The organism is Curtobacterium sp. MCLR17_007 (assembly GCF_003234655.2).
Classification (GTDB): Bacteria; Actinomycetota; Actinomycetes; order Actinomycetales; family Microbacteriaceae; genus Curtobacterium.
Genome location: NZ_CP126271.1, coordinates 2462488 through 2482143, shown reverse-complemented (window position 1 = coordinate 2482143; position 19656 = coordinate 2462488). Strand labels below are relative to the sequence as shown.

The following is a 19656-nucleotide window of genomic DNA, read 5'->3' as shown; positions in this document are numbered from 1 at the left end:
CGCCCGGTGCCCGGCGCGCGGTTCGGCGCGCGACGCGCGAGCCGCGCTACGCGAGCTCGAGCAGCACGTGGCCGGACGAGATCGTCTGGCCGACGGGGGCGTTCAGGCCGGTGACCACGCCGTCCTTGTGGGCCTGCACGGGCTGCTCCATCTTCATGGCCTCGAGCACCACGAGCAGGTCGCCCTTCACCACGGTGTCACCCTCGGCGACCGCGAGCTTCACCACGGTGGCCTGCATCGGCGAGGTCACCGCGGCGCCCGACGACGTCAGCCCACCGCGCACCGCCGACGACCGGCGCTTCGGCGGAGCGGAGGGCCCGGCCGGACGACGACCGGCCGCAGCGCCCGCGCCGCCGCCGACGATCGACGGCATGGTGACCTCGATGCGCTTGCCCTGGACCTCGACCACGACGGTGTCGCGCGACGCGGGCACCGGGAGTTCCTCGGGGGAGCCGCTCCACGCCGGGATCTCGTTGACGAAGTCGGTCTCGATCCACTGCGTGTACACCGAGAACGGCGTCGCGTCGTCGGTGGCGAACGCCGGGTCGGACACCACGGCGCGGTGGAACGGGATGACGGTGGGCAGCCCCGCGACCTCGAACTCGGCGAGTGCGCGCCGCGACCGCTCGAGCGCCTCGGCACGCGTGGCACCGGTGACGACGAGCTTGGCGAGCATCGAGTCGAACGAGCCGGACACGACGTCACCGGACACGACACCCGAGTCGACGCGGACACCCGGGCCGGACGGTGCGTGGAACACGTGCACGGGGCCGGGCGCGGGGAAGAAGTTGCGGCCGGCGTCCTCGCCGTTGATGCGGAACTCGAAGGAGTGTCCACGGGGCGCGGGGTCGTCGTAGTCGAGCGTGCCGCCCTCGGCGATGCGGAACTGCTCACGCACGAGGTCGATGCCGGTGACCTCTTCGGACACGCAGTGCTCGACCTGCAGGCGGGTGTTCACCTCGAGGAACGACACGGTGCCGTCGGCGCCGATGAGGAACTCGCAGGTGCCGGCACCGACGTAGCCGACCTCGCGCAGGATCGCCTTCGACGACTCGTACAGCAGGGACTCCTGCGCCGGGGTGAGGTACGGCGCCGGTGCCTCCTCGACCAGCTTCTGGTGGCGGCGCTGCAGCGAGCAGTCGCGCGTCGAGACCACGACGACGTTGCCGTGCTCGTCCGCCAGGCACTGCGTCTCGACGTGGCGCGGCTTGTCGAGGTACTTCTCGACGAAGCACTCGCCGCGGCCGAACGCGGCGATCGCCTCGCGCGTCGCGGACTCGAACTGTGCCTCGACCTCATCGCGCGAGCGGACGACCTTCAGCCCGCGACCGCCCCCACCGAACGCGGCCTTGATCGCCACGGGCAGCCCGACCTGGTCGACGAAGTCGATGACCTCGGACACGTCCTGCACGGGCTCGATCGTGCCGGGCGCGAGCGGTGCACCGACCTTCTCGGCCACGTGTCGGGCGGAGACCTTGTCGCCGAGGCGCTCGATGGACTCGGGCGACGGACCGATCCAGACCAGCCCGGCGTCGAGGACGGCGCGGGCGAAGTCGGCGTTCTCCGCCAGGAAGCCGTAGCCGGGGTGCACGGCGTCGGCGCCGGACCGTCGTGCGACGGAGATGATCTTGTCGATCACCAGGTAGGTGTCGGCGCTGGTGGTGCCGTTCAGCGCGTAGGCCTCGTCAGCGAGGCGTGCGTGCAGGGCGTCGCGGTCCTGGTCGGCGTAGACGGCGACCGAGGCCTTGCCAGCATCGCGGGCCGCGCGGATGATGCGGACGGCGATCTCGCCGCGGTTCGCGATGAGGACCTTGCTGATACGGGGCATGGTAAGTCAGCGTATTCGTGCTGCGGGAGCGGGAATTGACCGGCATCCACAAAGAACGACCGTGAAGCAGTGTGGATGTCTACAGTGCCCACAGGTCGTGCCAGGCCACGCCGAAGCCACGCAGCAGCATCGAACGGAGCACCGGCAGGGACAGTCCGACCACGGCGGACGGGGCGCCGTCGATGCGGGTGATGTACGCCGCGGCCCGTCCGTCGATCGTGAAGGCCCCGGCGACCTCGAGCGGTTCACCGGTCGCCACGTACGCGTCGACCTCGTCCGCGGACACGTCGTCGGCGAAGGTGAGCACCGCGCTGTCGACCGCGATCACGCGGTCGCCGTCGACGACGAGCGCGGAGCCGCCGGGTGCGACGTCGCCGATCGACCCGGCCCACGCCCCCGGACCGGCACCGGGACGGACGGGAGGCTCGGTGCGGGCCGGTGACGGGCCTCCCGTCCGTCCCCTGGCCGGGTCCAGGCCCCGGCGCCGGTCCACGACGCAGTGCCCGCTCCAGAGCGTCCCGCCGCCGGCGGCGAGCATCTGGCGCCAGCGCTCCCGGGCGACCGCCGGGTCGTGCGGCTTGCCGTACAGCCGCCCGTCGACCTCGAACGCGGAGTCCCCGCCGAACACGAAGCCGTCGACGGGCGACCCGGCGACGGCGGCGTCCGCGACGGCGGCGGCCTTGGCGACCGCGAGCAGGGACACGAGCTCCGGCCCGGTCAGGGGGCGCCCGAGCCGCTCCGTCTCGGCGGCGGCCGCGGCGTCCTCGTCGACCCCCGGGGACACCAGCACCGGCTCGATCCCGGACTGCGCCAACAGGGCTCGTCGGGCGGGGGAGGTACTCGCGAGGTACAGACGCATGGGACCATCGAACCATGGGTGAATCGGTCGGAACGCTGCTCGAGCTCGACGTCACCGGGATCGCGCACGGCGGCATCTCGGTGGCACGACACGAGGGGCGCGTGGTGTTCGTCTCGGACGCGATCCCCGGCGAGCGGGTCGTGGCGCGCGTGACCGAGGACCGCAAGAAGTCGTTCTGGCGCGCGGACACGGTCAGCGTCATCACCCCGAGCGAGCACCGCGTCGACCACGTCTGGCCCGAGGCCGGGCTCGACCGCGACCCCGCCGTCCGTCCCGGTGGCGCCGAGTTCGGGCACATCGCCCTGGACCACCAGCGCACGCTCAAGCACGACGTCCTCGTCGACTCGTTCGCGCGGTTCGCCCACATGGACCTCGCCGAGGTGCTCGGCCACGACGTCGTGGTCGAGGCCGCGCCGGGCGACGACGCGGCGAACGGTCTCGGATGGCGCACCCGCGTGCGGTTGCACGTCGACGAGGCCGGCACCGCCGGTCCCTTCGCCGCGCGCTCGCACGACGTGGTCCCCGTCTCGTCGCTGCCGCTGGCGACCGCCGCGGTGCAGCAGAGCGCACCGCTCGGGCGCGCCGCGATGCCGGGTGCCTCGGTCGTCGACGTCCTCGCGCCGAGCGACGCCGACTGCGCGCGCCTCGTGATCGACGACCAGGCACCGACGGTCGTCACCGAGACGGTCGGCGACCGCACGTTCCAGGTCGACGACACCGGCTTCTGGCAGGTGCACCACGCGGCCGCGGCGGTGCTCACCGAGGCCGTGCAGGACCTGGTCGACCGCGGGCGGCTGGACCCGGAGGGCACCCACCTCGACCTGTACGGCGGGGTCGGGCTGCTGGCTGCCGCCCTCGGCGACCTCATCGGTCCGAAGGCGCGGATCACGAGCGTCGAGAGCTCCGTACGGGCGACCGAGCACGCGCAGGAGAACCTGGCCGAGTGGATCGGTGCGCGCGCCGAGACCGCCCGGGTCGACCGCTGGCTCGCCCGCGCAACGTCCACCGCGACCCCGGCCGAGCGGCAGCGGTACCGCGCGGGCACGATCGTGCTCGACCCGCCGCGTGCCGGCGCCGGGCGCGAGGTCGTCGTGCAGGTCGCCGCTCTCCAGCCGGAGCAGGTCGTGTACGTCGCCTGCGACCCCGTCGCACTCGCCCGCGACGTCGCCACCTTCGCCGACCTCGGCTACCGGCTCGAGGCACTCCGGGCCTTCGACCTGTTCCCGCACACGCACCACATGGAGGCCGTGGCTCGACTCGTGCCGAGCGCTTAGCGGAGACTGGTCGCATCGGGGGTCAGAACCCCGTCCGACCTGGGTATCCTTGGTTGCTGATGGCAACCCGGTTTCAGGGGCCGGGCCCGTCGGAACGAGAGGTCACCGTGCCAGCAGAAACGACCACAACCACAGGGACGACCGGGCTGACCACCAGACCGGTCCGCGTCGCGATCGTCGACGACCACGAGTCCGTCCGGCTCGGCATCCAGGCGGCCTGTCAGAACGAGGGCTTCGAGGTCGTGCTGACCGCGGCGAGCGTGCCGGAGTACATCGCGAACCTCGACGGGCGCGAAGTCGACGTCGTCGTCCTCGACCTGTCGCTCGGCGACGGCTCGACGGTCACCGAGAACGTCAAGGGCGTCCAGGGCACCGGTTCGGCCGTCCTGGTGCACAGCATCGCGGACCGCGTCGCCAACGTGCGCGAGGCACTGGCGGCCGGGGCTGCCGGGGTGATCCCGAAGTCGTCGGCCACGAAGACCGTGATGGCGGCGGTCGCCACCGTCGCGCGGGGTGACGTGCTCAACAACCTCGAGTGGGCGAGCGCGATCGACGCCGACCGCGACTTCGCCAAGGCGCAGCTCGGACGTCGTGAGCGCGAGATCCTGCACCTCTACGCGTCGGGTCTGCCGCTCAAGCTCGCGGCCCAGCAGCTCGGCATCGGGTACTCGACCGCCCGCGAGTACCTCGACCGCATCCGCGTGAAGTACGTCGAGGTGGGCCGCCCCGCCCCGACCAAGGTGGACCTGCTCCGCCGTGCGGTCGAGGACGGCATCCTGCCGGGCCTCGACTCCGGACTCGACCCCGACGGCGACGGGCGCTGACGCCGTCATGCAGCGGGCACTGACCAGCCCACGGACCGTCCCCGATCGGCGGTGACCCGATGACGACCGAGGTCGCGCCGTTCGGGGTGGACCCGTCCCGCAACGTGCGGGCAACGGTCTCCCAGGCCTCCGTCGAGCGGGCGTTCGCGATCCTGCTCGCGGTCTTCGCCATCGGGTTCGGGGCGGTGAACGTCACGACCGTCCTGAACCAGCAGCGGTTCCTCGACGTGACCGGCGGCGTCGTGCTCCCGGTGGCGCTCGCGGCGGCCTTCATGCTGGTCGGCGTGTCGGTCTTCGTCCCGCGGCTGGTGCAACCGGCGCAGATCGTGACCGCACTGCTGTTCCTCGTCGTGCTCGTCGTCTGGCCGTTCACGGTCGAGCGCCCGCTCGTCGGACAGCAGCCGTGGCCGTGGTTCATCTGCAACGTCGGGACGGTCGCCGCGGCGATGGGGTTCGCGACCTGGCGCGCGGTGGTCTACACGGCCGTCGTCCCGGTGGTCTACGCGGTCATCCGCCTGACCCCCGCCGGTGGTGACGCGGGCGTCCTCCGGGCGGTCGTCGACGGTGTGTTCATCGGGATCCTCGGCGGCGCCGCGCTCGCCCTGATCGTGATGCTCCGACGCGCGGCGGCTGCGGTCGACTCGGCGCAGGCGACCGCGGTGCGCCGGTACTCGCACGCCATCCGCGAGCACGCCACCGAGGTCGAGCGCATCCAGGTGGACGCCATCGTGCACGACAGCGTCCTCACCACGCTGTTGTCCGCCGCCCGCGCCGACACCCCCGACGGCCGGATGCTCTCCGCGCGGATGGCCCGCAACGCGATCGACCACCTCGCCGCCGCCGGGGACACGCCTGAGGACGTCCCACCCGTGCGCCTGGCGGAGCTCCGCGCGCGGATCGCCCAGGCGGTCGACGAGCTCGCCGTCCCCGTGACCGTCCGGCTCGGTGCGATCTCCTCCAGGACGGTCCCCGCCGCCGTGGCCGATGCACTGGCGTCCGCAGCACTGCAGGCGGCCGTCAACAGCGTCCAGCACGCGGGACCGACCGCCTCGAGGTGGGTGACCGTGGACCACACCGCCGGGGTCGTCCGCATCGAGGTCGGCGACGACGGGGTGGGCTTCGACCAGGCCGCGATCCCCGCGGAGCGCCTGGGCGTCCGTCGGTCGATCCTCGAACGGGTGGCATCAGCCGGTGGCGCCGCCCGGATCGACTCCGCGCCGGGCTCCGGCACCCGCGTGGTGCTGACGTGGCCGGCGCCAGGAGCGGGGGAGCAGTGAAGGTCTCCGTCCCGGCGGGCATCGCCACCGGCCTCGCCGCGCTGTTCTCCGTCTACCACCTGGTCCTCGCCCTGACGGCGCTGCCTGCTGCGAGCGACATGGGACCGGTCATCGCGAGCATGGTCCTCTACGCGGCCGCCACCGCCACGGTCCTGTTCCTGCGGGAGGCGGTGCTGCCGGTCTGGTCCGCGTGTTTCGCCCTGGCGACCGCCATCGCCGTCCCGGTCGTGGCCGCGCCCGTGGTCGACCCGTCCGACGAGGCCGGCTACGGCACCTGGTGGGTCGCCGCGGTCGGCACGCTGATGGTGATCCTCGTCGTCCGGCAGCGCGCACCGTTCGCCTGGGCCGGCGTGTTGTTCCTCACCGTGTTCGTCGCCGCGTGGGCCGGTGCCGGTTCCCTCAGCAAGCTCGGCGTGATCGGCAGTCTGTCCTGGGTGGCGATCGCCTCGGCCTTCATCGTCGCGATGAACCGCGCGACCCGCATCACCCGGGACTTCATGCGGGCCGAGCAGGAGACGGCGGACTGGCAGGCCGCGCAGGACGCGCACGTGTTCGAACGGCAGTTCCGCCTCAGCCAGACCACCCGGATGGCGCTGCCGATGCTCCAGCGCATCATCGACTCGTGCGGTGACCTGACCGAGGACGAACGCACCGAGTGTCTGCACCTCGAACAGGCCATCCGCGACGAGATCCGCGGGCGGTCCCTGCTGTCGGACGACGTCCGCGACGAGGTGATGCGCCTCCGTCGCCGCGGAGCCGTCGTCCAGCTGCACGACGACGGTGGACTCGACGAACTGCCGGTGGACGACCTGCGGCGCATCCACCTCCGCCTGGCTGACGCGCTCCGCCAGGCCCACGACGCCGACAACGTGATCGTGCGGACCGTCCCCGAGGGCTCGGACGCGGCGGTCAGCGTCGTGGGGCTTCGCCTCGACCTGGCGGCGAGCGAGTCCGCGGCGCTCGGGGCCGACCTGGACGACGACGACGAGGACGGCGACGAGGACGACTCCGTCGCGCTCTGGCTCGAGATCCCGCGGCACGAGTCCGTCTGACCGCGGACCCGGCTCCGAGTCGCGAGAGGGTGGCCGGGAGGCCCGGTGCGTCTCTGCCCCGCACGTCCCGCAGCTGGACGCTCGCGTTGCGGCATGCGTGCCCATGGTGCGACAGGGTCGACGTCGTACGGCCCGACGATGTCGATGTCGTACGACATCGGTGGTGTCGTTCGTGGGGACAGCGGCGCACGGCCCGACAATGTCGATGTCGTGCGACATCGGTGGTGTCGTTCGTGGGGACAGCGGCGCATTGTGCGACAAAGTCGACGTCGTACGACATCGGTGGTGTCGTTCGTGGGGATGGCGGCGCATGGTGCGACAAAGTCGACGTCGTACGACATCGGTGGTGTCGTTCGCGCTCAACGCCGGACCGCGCGCCCGGCCGGAAACGGGGAACGGGCCGGTCGGAGAACCCGACCGGCCCGTTCACGACCCGAGGCAGAGCGACAACCCGAATATCGCCCTGGCTCGCAGCGGACGATGGCGTCGTACCCTAGTCGGCCACCGTCCGGCGATGTTCTTCGTAGAAGGACACCGAACACAAGTAACTATGCCGACTGGCACGTCGTGTGTCAGTCGTCATTATGGGGGACATTTCCGACCATTTCGACGCCGCCGTCGGGATCCTGCCCCCCGACCGAGGGGAGACGGACCGGGAAGTGCACCGCGCAACGCCCACAGGGTGGGGGACCCGAGGGGTACATCGTTGCACGCTGGTCCGATCCCGGGGAAGGGCGCCGTGGGTGCTCGCGAGGACCGTGCGGACTACCGCAGGGACCGCGACCAGGCCCCGTGCCCCGACGGGAGTGTCGCGCGCAGCCCGCGCGCCGACGCGTCCCACGACGCACGCGGCGAGACCTCGACGCGTGCGCGACCCGCGGCCGCCGCCTCGTCGGCCTGGCGCTGCAGGACGGCGACGACCGCCGCCAGCTCTTCCGGCGTGGGCTCGCCGGAGACGACGCGCACGTCGGCGACCGACGCGGGCTCGTCCGCGGGGACGGCTGCTGCGTGCTTGGCCATCAGCGCGCGCTCACAGCGGGATGTTGCCGTGCTTCTTCGGCGGCAGCGACGCGCGCTTGCCCCGGAGTGCACGGAGGGCCTTGATCACGGACACGCGGGTGGCATGCGGCTGGATGATGCCGTCGAGTTCGCCGCGCTCGGCTGCCAGGTACGGCGAGGCCACGTTGTACGTGTACTCGTTCGCCAGGCGGGAGCGCACGGCGGCGACGTCCTCGCCCGCTTCTTCGGCACGCTTGATCTCGGAGCGGTACAGGATGTTGACCGCGCCCTGGCCGCCCATGACCGCGATCTCGGCGGTCGGCCACGCGAGGTTGATGTCCGCGCCGAGCTGCTTCGACCCCATCACGATGTACGCGCCGCCGTAGGCCTTGCGCGTGATGACGGTGACGAGCGGCACGGTGGCCTCGGCGTACGCGTACAGCAGCTTGGCGCCGCGGCGGATGACCCCGGTCCACTCCTGGTCGGTGCCGGGCAGGTAGCCGGGCACGTCGACGAGCGTCAGGATCGGGATGCCGAAGGCGTCGCAGAAGCGGACGAAGCGAGCGGCCTTCTCGCCAGCGTCGATGTTCAGCGTGCCGGCCATCGCCTGCGGCTGGTTCGCGATGATGCCGACGGTGCGGCCCTCGACCCGTCCGAAGCCGATCAGGATGTTCGGGGCGAAGAGCGGCTGCACCTCGAGGAAGTCGCCGTCGTCGACGACGTGCTCGATGACCTGCAAGACGTCGTACGGCTGGTTCGTGGAGTCGGGGATGACGAGGTCGAGCTCACGGTCGGCGTCGGTGGTCTCGAGCTCGGGGGCGACGTCGTACGCGGGGGCGTCGGACAGGTTGTTGTCGGGCAGGAACCCGATCAGCGAGCGCGCGTAGTCGAGCGCGTCGGTCTCGTCCTCGGCGAGGTAGTGCGCGACGCCGGAGATCGCGTTGTGCGTCTGCGCGCCGCCGAGTTCCTCGAAGCCGACGTCCTCGCCCGTGACGGTCTTGATGACGTCGGGGCCGGTGACGAACATGTGGCTGGTCTTGTCGACCATGATGACGAAGTCGGTGAGCGCCGGGGAGTACACGGCGCCACCGGCTGCCGGGCCCATCACGATCGAGATCTGCGGGATGACCCCGGAGGCCTGGGTGTTCAGGCGGAAGATCTCGCCGTACTTGCCGAGCGCGACCACTCCCTCTTGGATGCGGGCGCCGCCGGAGTCGAGGATGCCGATGATCGGCACGCCGGTCTTGAGCGCGTGCTGCATGACCTTGATGATCTTCTCGCCCGCGACCTCGCCGAGCGAGCCGCCGAAGACGGTGAAGTCCTGCGCGTAGACCGCGACCTGGCGCCCGTGGATGGTCCCGAAGCCGGTGACGACGGCGTCGCCGTAGGGCCGCTTGGCGTCCATGCCGAAGGCGTGCGTGCGGTGCCGGACGAACTCGTCGAGCTCGACGAACGAGTTCTCGTCGAGGAGCTGCTCGATCCGCTCGCGCGCCGTGGTCTTGCCCTTGGCGTGCTGCTTCGCGATGGCGGCTTCGCCAGCGGCGGTCACGGCTTCGTGGTAGCGCACGCGGAGGTCGGCGAGCCGGCCGGCCGTCGTGGAGAGATCGGGGGTGTCGCCTTGAGTCACCCGCTCACCATACCGGGGCACGTACAGCCCACGGTTGGAGGATCCCCACGGCTCCTGCCCGTACATTTGCGTGCATGTCCACACCCGTCCTGCCGCGTTCCCGCGCTGTCGTCGAGTCCCGGGGTGCCGCGTTCGACCTGCGGACCGTGACGGGTTCGACGAACGCCGACCTCCTCGCCGCGGCGACGGACCTGCCCGACGGCAGCGTCGTCGTGACGCTGGACCAGACGGCGGGACGCGGCCGGCTCGACCGCACGTGGTCCGCCCCGTCCGGACGGGCACTGGCCGTCAGCGTCCTCGTCCGCGCGCCGCTGGACGAGCGTGACCGCGGCTGGTTGCCGCTCGTCGCCGGTGCCGCGATGCGCGACGCCGTGCAGGCGGCCCTGCAGCCCGCACCCGCGGACGGGACCGCCGTCGCGGGGGCGGGGCGAGCCTCCCGGGTCGCGGTGAAGTGGCCCAACGACGTGCTCGTCGACGGTCGCAAGGTCTGCGGCATCCTCTGCCAGGTGGCCGCCGACGGTTCCGTCGTCGTCGGCGCCGGCGTGAACCTCACCATCCCGGCCGAGCAGCTGCCGACGCCGTCCTCGACGTCGCTGCGCGTCGCCGGCGCGACGGACGGAGCGCCCGAGCTGGCCGACGCGGTGCTGTCCGAGTTCCACCGGGGCCTCCAGGAGGCCGTGGGTGCGCTCGTCGCGGGCGGTGCGGCCGCCGAGACGGTCCGGTCCCACGTCCGGGCCGGCTGCGGCACGATCGGTGCACGGGTGCGGCTGGAACTGCCCGACGGCACCGCCGTCGAGGCCGACGCGGTCGGCATCGACGACGACGGCCGCATCACGATCCGGGACCGAGACGGCTCCACCAGGGGCGTCGCCGTGGGGGACGTCACCCACCTGCGGTATGCATGACGCCATGACCGCCGAGCCACTGCCGGAACGCGTGGTCGCACGCCTCCGGCCACACGCTCGGAGCCTGGTGCGACCAGCGGTGTTCGTCGTGCTCGTGGCCGCCGCCGGCGGGTTCGGCTTCGGGGTGTTCCAGGCGCAGCTGGCGTGGGTGAACGTCGTCATCGCGGTGCTCGTCGTCGTGCTCGTGCTGTTCGGCGGACTCGTCCCGTTCGTGCGGTGGCTGACGCAGCGCTACGTGGTGACCACGCGGCGGCTCGTCGTCGTGCGCGGGCTCGGCACGCGCACGCGGCAGGAGCTGCTGCACTCGCGGGGGTACGACGTCACGGTGCGCCGCCGTGGCCTGCAGGGGGTGTTCCGTTCCGGCGACGTCCTGGTGTTCCCGGGCGACGACCCGGCCGTGGTGCTCGCCGACGTGCCGCACGCTGACCTGGTCGTCGCGGTCCTGCACGACCTGGTCGAGACGTACGAGGCCCGTCGCCGGCACCGGGAGCCCGACTGGGACGAGATCGTCGGCGGTCCGGACCGTCCGCCGTGGGGTGACGTCCACCACCGGTCGTGAGCATCGCACTCGGTGGAAGTTCGTTCAGGAACCGGTAGCGTCGTGGCGTGAAGATCTCCGTCATCGGCTGCGGGTACCTCGGTGCCGTGCACGCCGCCTCCATGGCCAAGCTCGGACACGACGTCGTCGCCGTCGACGTCGACCCCGTCAAGATCGAACGGCTCGCCGCGGGCGACGCACCGTTCTTCGAACCCGGACTCCCCGAGATCCTCGCCGAGGCGATCGCCTCCGGCCGCATCCGGTTCACCACCGACATGGCCGAGGTCGCCGGGGCCCGCGTGCACTTCGTGGCCGTCGGCACCCCGCAGGGACCGACCGGTGCCGCTGACCTGACCTACGTCGACGCCGCGGTCGCCGGGCTGGTGCCGTACCTGTCCGACGGGGAGTTCGTCGTCGGCAAGTCCACCGTCCCCGTTGGAACCGCCGCGCGACTCGCGGCGTCGGTGTCCGAGTCGGTGCCCGGCGCGACGCTGGTCTGGAACCCGGAGTTCCTGCGCGAGGGCTTCGCGGTGCAGGACACGATCTCACCCGACCGACTCGTGTACGGCGTGCCGTCCGGTGCCGCGGGCGACGCCGCCGTCGCCGCACTCGACGAGGTCTACGCGACCACGCTCGCCGACGGCACCCCGCGCCTGGTCGTCGACCTGGCGACCGCCGAACTCGTCAAGGTCAGCGCGAACGCGTTCCTCGCGACGAAGATCTCGTTCATCAACGCGATGGCCGAGATCGCCGAGGTCGTCGGAGCCGACGTCACGGCGCTCGCCGACGCCATCGGGCACGACGAGCGCATCGGGCGGAAGTTCCTGAACGCCGGACTCGGCTTCGGCGGCGGCTGCCTGCCCAAGGACATCCGCGCGTTCCAGGCGCGGGCGACCGAGCTCGGCGTGGGGGAGTCGCTCGACTTCCTGGCCGACGTCGACGCGATCAACCTGCGCCGCCGCGCCCACGTGGTCACCCTCGCCCAGGACCTGCTCGACGGTGCGGTCGCGGGCAAGCGCGTGGGGGTGCTCGGCCTGGCGTTCAAGCCGAACTCCGACGACGTCCGCGACTCACCCGCGCTCGACATCGCCGCCCGCCTGGTCGAACTCGGCGCCACGGTCAGCGCGTATGACCCCCAGGCCAACGGCACCGCGGCGCGCATCCGTCCCGAGCTCACCTACGTCGACTCCGCCGACGCTGCGGTCCGCGATGCCGACCTGGTGCTCGTGCTGACCGAGTGGAACGAGTTCCGCACGCTCGACCCGGCCCGGGTCGCCGGACTCGTCGCCCGTCCCGTGGTCGTCGACGGGCGGAACTGCCTCGACCGCGACGCCTGGACGGCCGCCGGCTTCACGGTGCGCGGCATGGGGCGCTGAGCATCCAGGTGCCGCGCTTCCTGAGCCGCCTGCAGCGACACGACTGGGCCACGCCGACCGTCCTCCTGGCCGTCGTCGTGGTGATGGCGGCGTCCGTCGCGCGCGCCTTCACGACCGACCCGCTCGGCAGTGCCGACGAGCCGGCGCACATCGACTACGCGCTCCAGGTCTGGCACGGACACCTGCCCCGGTTCGCGGACGGGTTGCGGTACACGGCGCCGTTCGGTGCGCATCCGCCGGTGCAGTGGGTCGCACAGCACCCGCCGCTGTTCTACCTGGTGCTCGCCCCGGTGGTCGGCCCGGCCTGGGACGCCGGACACCTGGTGCTCGCCACGATGCTCGGGCGCATGGTCAGCGTCGTCGCCGCCGGCGCGCTCGTGCTGGCGTGCGCCTGGGCGGCGTCCCGGGCCTTCCCGGCGATGCGCCGCCTGCCCTCCGCGGTCGCGGTGGTCACCGCGCTGACCGGCATCGTCGTCGTCCAGGGCGGGTCGATCTACAACGACGCCTTCTACGCCGTGCTCTGCGCACTCGCGGGCGGGGTCGCGGCGTCCGCGATCCGCCGGGGTGTGGGGCCGCGCCTGCTCGTCGCCGGGGCGCTCGTCGGTGCCGCTGGCATGACCACGCGCCTGTCGTTCGGCATCTGGCTGGCGGCCGTCGTGGTCGGGTTCGCCCTGGCCCACCGGACCCGGCTCGGACGCCTGCGGGGCGCGGCCGCGCGGGTCGTCGCCGCACTGGTGCCGCTCGTGGCCGCCGGGGCCGCGTCGGGCTGGTTCTGGGTCCGGAACCACGAGCTCACCGGGTCGTTCAGCGGACGCCCCACGACCTGGACCGGACACGTCCCGCGCGAGAAACGGACGGACCTGCAGGTCGTCACCGATCCCGACTACTGGCGGGGCATCTTCGGCGCCTTCCGCGGTGCGCTCGACCCGCTGACCGCGACGCCGTGGCTGCTGCTGCTCGTGCCCGTGTTCCTGGCCGCCGTCGCCGTCCTGCTGCACGCGGTGCTGCGTGGCCGGCGCCGACCGTCGTCGGACGGGTTCGTGCCCGCCGCGCTGGTCGTCGCCATGTTCGCGATCGTGACGCTGCTGTTCACGATCGTCGAGATCCGTTACGTGGCCGGTGGCGGTGGCACCATCAACCGCTACGTCCTGACCGTGCAGCTGCCGATCGCCCTGCTGGTCGCCGGCGGCCTGGCGGCCTGGGGCCGGGCCTCCTGGGTGCTCCTGACCGTGTGGTCCGCCGTCGCGCTCGTGCCGTACCGCTCGCTCGTCGTCCTCGGTGGGCTGCCGTCGGTCCCCGGCGCCGACCTGGTGGCGGGCACGGCGTTCGTCGTGTCGCTCGTGGCGCTCGCGGTGGCGCTGCTGGCCGTCGCCGTGCCGGACCTCCGGCGGGGTCGCGGACGCCGGGTGGGCGGCCCCGCTCAGCGCAGGGCGTCGCGCAGCACCGCGCGGTAGCGTTCGCCGATTCGCTCGCCGGAGAACGCCGCCGCCGCGGCGGTCGCGCCCTGTTGCCAGCGCGCGCGGGCCTCGTCGTCGGTCAGCGCCCGGCGGAGGGCCGCTCGCAGCGACGCGACGTCGCCCGGGGGCACGAGCAGACCGGAGACGTCGTGCTCGACGACGTCCCGGATGCCGGGCAGGTCGCTGGCCACGACGGCTGCGCCGACGGCGGCTGCCTCGAGCAGCGTGACGGGCAGCCCCTCCTGGTCGCCGTTCGCCGCCGGGACCGAGGGCAGCGCCACGACCTCGGCCGACGCCAGCGTGTCGAGCACCTCGGTCTTGCCACGCTGGCCCGTGAAGGTCACGGGCAGGCCGGCTGCCTGGTCCTGCAGCCGGGTGCGGTACGGGCCGTCGCCGACCACCACGAGCTCCCACGGGACGTCGTCGATGCCGCGCAGGGCCTCGAGCAGGGTGCCGAAGCCCTTCTTCTCGACCAGGCGGCCGACGGCGACGACGCGGCCGGGCTGCCGGACGGTGCGGGCACGGGCGGCCGCGGCGGGCTCGAGGTCCACGCCCATCGGGACGACGCTCGACCTGGTCTCCGGCACGCCCCAGCTGGTCAAACGCTCGCGCATCTCGCCGTTGACCGTGGTGACGTGGGCGGCACGACCGAGCACCCACCGCTTCAGCCGGACCAGCGGCGCGGCCCGGAGCGCGTAGACGTCGCCGCCGTGGGTCGTCACGACGCGCGGGACACCCGGCGCGGCGAGCGTCGCCACGAGGGCCTGCGGGATGGCCCAGTGCGCGTGGATGACGTCGGGGCGGAACGAGCGGACCGCGCGGCGGACGGCCGCGTACTGGGCGGCCATCAACGCCGGCACCTGCACGATGCGGCTGCGGCGTTCCGCGAGGTTGTCGAGGATCGCGCCGTCGGCCAGGTCCTCGAAGCGCCGGGGGAAGTAGGGGAAGCGCACGACGCGGACGCCGTCGACGACCTCGGACCGCGCGGCGTCCGGTACCCGCGGCGTCAGCACGGCGGTGTCGAACTCCTGGGCCTCGTGACGGGCGAGGTCGAGGACGAAGGCGGGCACCCCGTCGTCGGCCCGGGCCGGGAACGTGGACGCCAGCACGAGCACGCGCGGACGACGGTCGGGAGCGGGCATGGTGTTCCTCCGGTGCGGTGTGCGGTCGCGAGCGGACGACCGCCGTTGGTACCCTGCTGGGGGTCCGCGGCGCCCGCCGGACGGCTGGCGACACACGGACCGGACCCCGAGCAGGAGAGCCGTGCGAGTTCTGATCCACAATAGCGATTCCCCGCACAACCGAGGGGACCGCGCCATCCTCGCCGGCAACATCGAACTCGCCCGGCACCGCTGGCCCGGCGCGGAGATCGTCTCGCTCTCGCAGTACCCCGAGCGCGACGCCGCGTGGTTCGGCATCCGGTTCCTGCCCGTGTCGCCGTACAGCACCGGCGTCGGCGACATGCTCCGACTCCTGCGTGCTGCGCGGAGCGCCGACGTGGTGCTCTGGGGCGGCGGCGAGATCTTGAAGGACTACACGAACAAGCTCGGCCTGGTCTACTGGCTGCTCAAGCTCGTGCTGCTGCGTGCCGCCAACCGCCACCTGGTCGGCGCCTTCCAGGGGATCGGTCCGACGACGGCCGGCATCAGCAAGCGCCTGATCCGGGCGACGGTCGACCTGACCGAGGTGTTCCTGGTCCGCGACGACGAGTCCCGCGAGAAGCTGCGCGCCTGGGGCGTGCGGACCCCGGTCATCTCGTCGTTCGACCCCGCGGTGGTCGGCACCGTGACCGCGCCGGACCAGCACGTGCTCGAGCGGCTCGAGCGCACCACCGGCCTGACCGCGGAGCGGCTCGACGGGTCGATCGGCATCGGCGTGCGCCGCTGGTTCCACTACAAGCGCAGCGGCTGGATCCCGTTCCGGTTCATCCCGAAGGCCCTCCGCAGGCAGCAGGCCGAGTCCGCCGAGCTGCAGCGCTACCGGCAGGCCCTGACGGAGCTGATCGACCGGGTCGTCGAGCGCTGGGACGCCGACGTCGTGTTCTACCCGATGCACATGGAGGCCTCTGAGGGCGACGCCGCGTTCGCGCGCGAGGTCATCGCGGGCATGCGCGAGCCCGGTCGGGCCCACGTCGTCGAGGCCGACAGATTCTCGCCGGCCGAGTACGCCGGGCTGATGTCGCGCAGCCGCCTGTTCATCGCGAGCCGCCTGCACTCCGCCATCGTCGCCACGATCGCCGGGGTCCCCGCGACGGTGCTGTACTACGTCGACAAGGGTCGACTGTTCTTCGAGCAGATCGGCATGCAGCGCTTCGCACGCCCGATCAAGGACGCACTCAGCCCGACCTTCGTCGAGGACGTCCTCGCCACCCTGGACGCCCTCGACCGGGACCGCGAGCGGGTCGTCGCCGACCTGGCCGCCGGGGTCGCACGGATGAGCGACGCCCTGCACACCGACTTCGCACAGGGCACCCGGGGCCTGCGATGAGTCCGCGGACACGGGCGGTCCTGCGCCGCGGCGTGCCGGTCCTGTTCTACGTCCTGCTGGCGGTCTTCCTGTTCCTGTACGTGCGCAGCGTCGACTGGAGCCAGCTCGCCGGCATCCGCTGGAACTGGTGGTGGGTCGCCGTCGCGACCGTGATCAGCCTGGGCTTCCGGTACTGGGGCGTCGGCATCTGGTTCTTCCTGCTGCGTCGACTCGGCGCCACCGGGCTGCGGGGCAGCGGCGTCGCGTTGACCGCCGTGTACGCCAAGTCGTGGATGGGCCGCTACATCCCGGGAGCCGCCACCTGGATCATCGGGAAGGTCTACTTCGCCTCACGACACGGCGTCTCGAAGGCGCGGCTCGGAGTGAGCGGCCTGCTCGAGGGCGGCCTGCAGATCGCCGCCACCCTGGCGCTGGCCCTCGTCCTGCTGCTGGTCGACCCCAGGACCCACGCCCTCGACCCGTGGATCGTCGTGCTGATGATCGTGGCGTTCGTCGGGTGCGTCGTCTGCCTGGTGCCGAGGGTGTTCGTGTTCCTGGTCAGCACGGCATTGCGGGTCCTGCGCCGCCAGCCCCTCGACGAGGACGTCACCCCGGGGATCGCGACGGTCCTCGGTGGTGCCGGGCTGTACGTCGTCGGGGCGCTGTTCTCCGGCACGGCGTACTACTTCATCACGCTCGCCGTGTACCCGTCGCTGAAGACCTCGGACGCGGCGTTCGTCATCGGTGCCGCGAGCATGGCCTCGGCCATCAGCATGCTCGCGGTCTTCGCGCCCGGCGGGCTCGGCGTCCGTGAGGGCGTGCAGGCGCTCCTGCTCGGCCTGGTGATGCCCGGACCGATCGCCCTGGTCGTCGTGGTGGTCACCCGCGTGTGGAGCCTGGCCGTCGACGCGCTCTTCCTGCTCTGCGCCTCGGCCCCGACGTGGTTCGCGCGGCGTCGGGCCGACGAACCGGACGAGGCCACCGCCCGCTGAAGCCGGGCGAACCGGACGAGGTCACCGCGCGCTGACCCCGGTCGAGCCGGACGAGGTCACCGCGCGCTGACCGCGCGACGGTCCCCGGGCGCCACCGCGACCGCGACGATCCCCGCGACCATGCCGACCACGACGACGGCCAGCAGCACGGCGACCACCGCGGTGGGCACGGGTCCGAGTGCCGCGTACCGTTCGGCGTCCGCGACGGACAGCGGGACGCGAGCGGCGTTCCAGAACCACGCGGTGACGACGGTCAGCCCGTACAGCCCCACCACGGGTGCAGCGACGGCGAGCACGACCGCCAGGACCCGTCGCCCCGCCCCGGTCCGCGGGATCCGGCGCCATGCGACGGCGCTCACCACGATCAGGCACACGACCGCGGGGAAGTAGTACCGACCCTGCGTCGCGGCGACCTCGGTGGTCGTCAGGTACGCGTGCGCGCTCGTGTACGTCTGGATGCCGATGAGCAGCGCGGGGAACACCGCCAGCACGACGACGGTGCGGAGCTCCGGGCCGCGGCGGAACGCGAACACCACCACGACCAGCAGCGCGACGGCGGTGAGCACCGCCGTGAAGACGTCGCCGATCGTGACCTGCGCCTTGATGCCCGGGCTGCCCCAGAACGTGCGTGCGAGCGTGCCCCAGCTGACGTCGAGGAAGTGGCCCAGCGTCGGGTGCTCCCCGGGTGGGAACTCCTTCGGCGGGCGCATCGCGGCGTACCCGTTCGGCTGCAGGCGGTGGTATGCGACGAGGTTGTGGAGCCACCACCACGCGCCGATCGCCGCGGCCAGCCCGAGTGCGGCGACCGTGCGCACCAGGCGTCGTGCGAGCGGGAGCACCCCGGCACCGGCCACCAGCACGACGAGCGCGACGAACGGGATCGCCGGCAGCGCGGTGCCCTTCACCCAGATCGCGGCGCCGACCGCGACCCCGAGCCCGAGGACGGTCCGCCAGCGCAGGTCGCCCGTCAGGATCCGGGTGGCGAGCCAGACGACGATGCCGGTCAGCAGCATCACCGGTGCGTCGTTCGACACCGACGCCGCGATGGACGCCAGCTGCGGCGTCGCGAACAGCGCGAGCGCGCCGAGGACCGCGGCCCGGGGGGACCGGGTGACCCGACGGACGGACGCCCACGCCAGCAGCGCGAGCGGGGTGACCGCCACGACGTCGGCGATCCGCAGCGCCAGCACGGCGTGGTCCCAGCGGAGGTCCCCGAAGTGCGCCGCGCGGAGCACGGCGGCACCGACCAGGTAGGCGGTCGGCGGGTGCTGCGTCATCTGGTTGACGGTCGCCGAGTCGCCGGGGTGCTCACGCAGCAGCTCGGTCATCGTCGACCACGACGACTGCGGCTCGGTCGCCTGTTGCTGCGCGGCGGCCTGCACGGCGTTCAGCACGTGCATCGCGCCGGGTGCCGACCACGGGTCGCCGATCGCCAGGTGCACCGCCGCGTCGATGTGGGCGGTCTCGTCGGGCGCCTGGAACGTGGGCAGGACGAGGGCCCACGCGAGCAACCAGCACCCGAACGCGGCGGTCAGGACCGCGATCGCGATGCGCTCCCAGCGGGCGACGGCGCTGGCGGCTGTCGTCGGGCGGGCGGTCACGTCGGCGGGAGCGGTCGGCGGCACCCGACAATCCTAGGTCGTGGTCGGGCCTGCACCGGCGTGGGCGTTGGGGTCCTGGCGGGTCGCCACAGCGGGCGCCCCGTCGCGTCGTCGCGCTGCCTCGCGCTCGGCGCGGTCCGGGTGGTAGACCCACACCTTGTACAGCCAGAAGCGGAAGAGCGTGCCGAGCAGCAGGCCGATCACGTTGCCGGAGACGTTGTCGGCCAGCGCGGACGTGAAGCCGAGGACGTAGTGCGAGATCCCGAGGCAGCCGAGCGAGATCACCATGCCCCCCAGCGAGACGACGACGAACTCGATGCCCTCGCGCGTGGCGACCGACCGTCGTTGGTCCCGGAAGGTCCAGTACCGGTTGCCGACCCAGTTGACCCCGATCGCGACCACGGTGGAGACGACCTTGGCCCAGAACGGGCCGGAGTGGACCTCGTCGGGGGAGAGCACCGTTGCCCGCAGCACGTTGAAGATGCTGAAGTCGACGACGAAGCCGACGGCGCCGACCACACCGAAGCGTGCCAGCTGTGCGATGAGTCGCCGCACGGTGTCTCCCGGGATCCGTAGAGTTG

At 72.5% G+C, this 19656-nt stretch carries 17 protein-coding genes; 10 read left to right on the top strand and 7 right to left on the bottom strand.

What is annotated here, in order from left to right; translation table 11 throughout:
- Window positions 1-46 precede the first annotated feature (46 nt).
- The gene (locus tag DEJ13_RS11700) at window positions 47-1828 is read right to left on the bottom strand and encodes an acetyl/propionyl/methylcrotonyl-CoA carboxylase subunit alpha (RefSeq protein ID WP_111106597.1); all 1782 of its coding nucleotides are present in this window, start codon (window positions 1826-1828) and stop codon (window positions 47-49) included.
- A 79-nt stretch (window positions 1829-1907) separates the two neighbouring features.
- Window positions 1908-2687, bottom strand: coding sequence for a Maf family protein (locus DEJ13_RS11695; protein ID WP_111106598.1), 780 nt, complete (start codon window positions 2685-2687; stop codon window positions 1908-1910).
- 14 nt (window positions 2688-2701) lie between these two features.
- Here DEJ13_RS11695 and DEJ13_RS11690 point away from each other — a divergent pair, with 14 nt between their 5' ends.
- The 4 genes from DEJ13_RS11690 to DEJ13_RS11675 all read left to right on the top strand — a co-directional run bounded on the left by DEJ13_RS11690 (window position 2702) and on the right by DEJ13_RS11675 (window position 7114).
- Window positions 2702-3961 carry a class I SAM-dependent RNA methyltransferase gene (locus DEJ13_RS11690; protein ID WP_111106599.1) on the top strand — a complete coding sequence of 420 codons (1260 nt, stop codon included), beginning with the start codon at window positions 2702-2704 and terminating at the stop codon, window positions 3959-3961.
- Between the two features lie 107 nt (window positions 3962-4068).
- A complete protein-coding gene (locus DEJ13_RS11685; protein ID WP_056118591.1) occupies window positions 4069-4785 on the top strand; it encodes a response regulator transcription factor in 717 nt (238 codons plus the stop codon).
- A gap of 59 nt (window positions 4786-4844) precedes the next feature.
- Window positions 4845-6062 (top strand): sensor histidine kinase, encoded by a 1218-nt coding sequence (locus tag DEJ13_RS11680; protein ID WP_111106600.1) that lies wholly within the window; start codon window positions 4845-4847, stop codon window positions 6060-6062.
- Complete coding sequence (locus tag DEJ13_RS11675) at window positions 6059-7114, top strand: DUF8320 family protein (RefSeq protein WP_056118587.1); 1056 nt, start codon at window positions 6059-6061, stop codon at window positions 7112-7114. Before DEJ13_RS11680 ends, DEJ13_RS11675 begins: the two co-directional genes overlap by 4 nt.
- A 765-nt stretch (window positions 7115-7879) precedes the next feature.
- On the opposite strand, the gene DEJ13_RS11670 is transcribed toward DEJ13_RS11675, so the two are convergent.
- Complete coding sequence (locus tag DEJ13_RS11670; RefSeq protein ID WP_111106601.1) at window positions 7880-8134, bottom strand: acyl-CoA carboxylase subunit epsilon; 255 nt, start codon at window positions 8132-8134, stop codon at window positions 7880-7882.
- A gap of 10 nt (window positions 8135-8144) precedes the next feature.
- Complete coding sequence (locus tag DEJ13_RS11665; RefSeq protein WP_111106602.1) at window positions 8145-9740, bottom strand: acyl-CoA carboxylase subunit beta; 1596 nt, start codon at window positions 9738-9740, stop codon at window positions 8145-8147.
- Between the two features lie 74 nt (window positions 9741-9814).
- Here DEJ13_RS11665 and DEJ13_RS11660 point away from each other — a divergent pair, with 74 nt between their 5' ends.
- Genes DEJ13_RS11660 through DEJ13_RS11645 form a run of 4 tightly spaced genes read left to right on the top strand, consistent with a single transcriptional unit; the run spans window position 9815 to window position 14013 of the window.
- Complete coding sequence (locus tag DEJ13_RS11660) at window positions 9815-10645, top strand: biotin--[acetyl-CoA-carboxylase] ligase (protein ID WP_111106603.1); 831 nt, start codon at window positions 9815-9817, stop codon at window positions 10643-10645.
- 4 nt (window positions 10646-10649) lie between these two features.
- A complete protein-coding gene (locus tag DEJ13_RS11655) occupies window positions 10650-11204 on the top strand; it encodes a PH domain-containing protein (RefSeq protein ID WP_181436994.1) in 555 nt (184 codons plus the stop codon).
- A 47-nt stretch (window positions 11205-11251) separates the two neighbouring features.
- The gene (locus tag DEJ13_RS11650; protein ID WP_111106605.1) at window positions 11252-12559 is read left to right on the top strand and encodes a UDP-glucose dehydrogenase family protein; all 1308 of its coding nucleotides are present in this window, start codon (window positions 11252-11254) and stop codon (window positions 12557-12559) included.
- Window positions 12560-12567: 8 nt separating this feature from the next.
- Window positions 12568-14013 carry a glycosyltransferase family protein gene (locus DEJ13_RS11645; RefSeq protein WP_111106606.1) on the top strand — a complete coding sequence of 482 codons (1446 nt, stop codon included), beginning with the start codon at window positions 12568-12570 and terminating at the stop codon, window positions 14011-14013.
- Here DEJ13_RS11645 and DEJ13_RS11640 read toward each other — a convergent pair.
- Complete coding sequence (locus tag DEJ13_RS11640) at window positions 13980-15158, bottom strand: glycosyltransferase (protein WP_181436995.1); 1179 nt, start codon at window positions 15156-15158, stop codon at window positions 13980-13982. The two genes, DEJ13_RS11645 and DEJ13_RS11640, sit on opposite strands and share 34 nt — an antisense overlap.
- Before the next feature lie 121 nt (window positions 15159-15279).
- Between DEJ13_RS11640 and DEJ13_RS11635 the strand changes: the two genes are divergently transcribed.
- Both DEJ13_RS11635 and DEJ13_RS11630 read left to right on the top strand, forming a co-directional pair.
- Window positions 15280-16503: a polysaccharide pyruvyl transferase family protein gene (locus DEJ13_RS11635; protein WP_181436996.1), complete on the top strand. Its 1224-nt coding sequence runs from the start codon at window positions 15280-15282 to the stop codon at window positions 16501-16503.
- Entirely contained in the window at window positions 16500-17474 is a 975-nt protein-coding gene (locus DEJ13_RS11630) for a lysylphosphatidylglycerol synthase domain-containing protein (RefSeq protein WP_111106608.1), read from the top strand. The genes DEJ13_RS11635 and DEJ13_RS11630 overlap by 4 nt, the downstream gene beginning before the upstream one ends.
- A 56-nt stretch (window positions 17475-17530) precedes the next feature.
- On the opposite strand, the gene DEJ13_RS11625 is transcribed toward DEJ13_RS11630, so the two are convergent.
- Together DEJ13_RS11625 and DEJ13_RS11620 are read right to left on the bottom strand one after the other, a co-directional pair.
- Complete coding sequence (locus DEJ13_RS11625; protein WP_111106609.1) at window positions 17531-19099, bottom strand: ArnT family glycosyltransferase; 1569 nt, start codon at window positions 19097-19099, stop codon at window positions 17531-17533.
- A gap of 9 nt (window positions 19100-19108) precedes the next feature.
- On the bottom strand, window positions 19109-19630 hold the full coding sequence (locus DEJ13_RS11620) for a GtrA family protein (RefSeq protein ID WP_056118563.1): 522 nt from the start codon (window positions 19628-19630) through the stop codon (window positions 19109-19111).
- Window positions 19631-19656 lie beyond the last annotated feature (26 nt).

Excerpts from the sequence above, each read along its gene's own strand:
- DEJ13_RS11700 (WP_111106597.1), bottom strand. The coding sequence starts at position 1,828 with ATGCCCCGTATCAGCAAGGTCCTCATCGCGAACCGCGGCGAGATCGCC.
- DEJ13_RS11695 (WP_111106598.1), bottom strand. The coding sequence starts at position 2,687 with ATGCGTCTGTACCTCGCGAGTACCTCCCCCGCCCGACGAGCCCTGTTG.
- DEJ13_RS11690 (WP_111106599.1), top strand. The coding sequence starts at position 2,702 with ATGGGTGAATCGGTCGGAACGCTGCTCGAGCTCGACGTCACCGGGATC.
- DEJ13_RS11680 (WP_111106600.1), top strand. The coding sequence starts at position 4,845 with ATGACGACCGAGGTCGCGCCGTTCGGGGTGGACCCGTCCCGCAACGTG.
- DEJ13_RS11670 (WP_111106601.1), bottom strand. The coding sequence starts at position 8,134 with ATGGCCAAGCACGCAGCAGCCGTCCCCGCGGACGAGCCCGCGTCGGTC.
- DEJ13_RS11660 (WP_111106603.1), top strand. The coding sequence starts at position 9,815 with ATGTCCACACCCGTCCTGCCGCGTTCCCGCGCTGTCGTCGAGTCCCGG.
- DEJ13_RS11655 (WP_181436994.1), top strand. The coding sequence starts at position 10,650 with ATGACCGCCGAGCCACTGCCGGAACGCGTGGTCGCACGCCTCCGGCCA.
- DEJ13_RS11640 (WP_181436995.1), bottom strand. The coding sequence starts at position 15,158 with ATGCCCGCTCCCGACCGTCGTCCGCGCGTGCTCGTGCTGGCGTCCACG.
- DEJ13_RS11630 (WP_111106608.1), top strand. The coding sequence starts at position 16,500 with ATGAGTCCGCGGACACGGGCGGTCCTGCGCCGCGGCGTGCCGGTCCTG.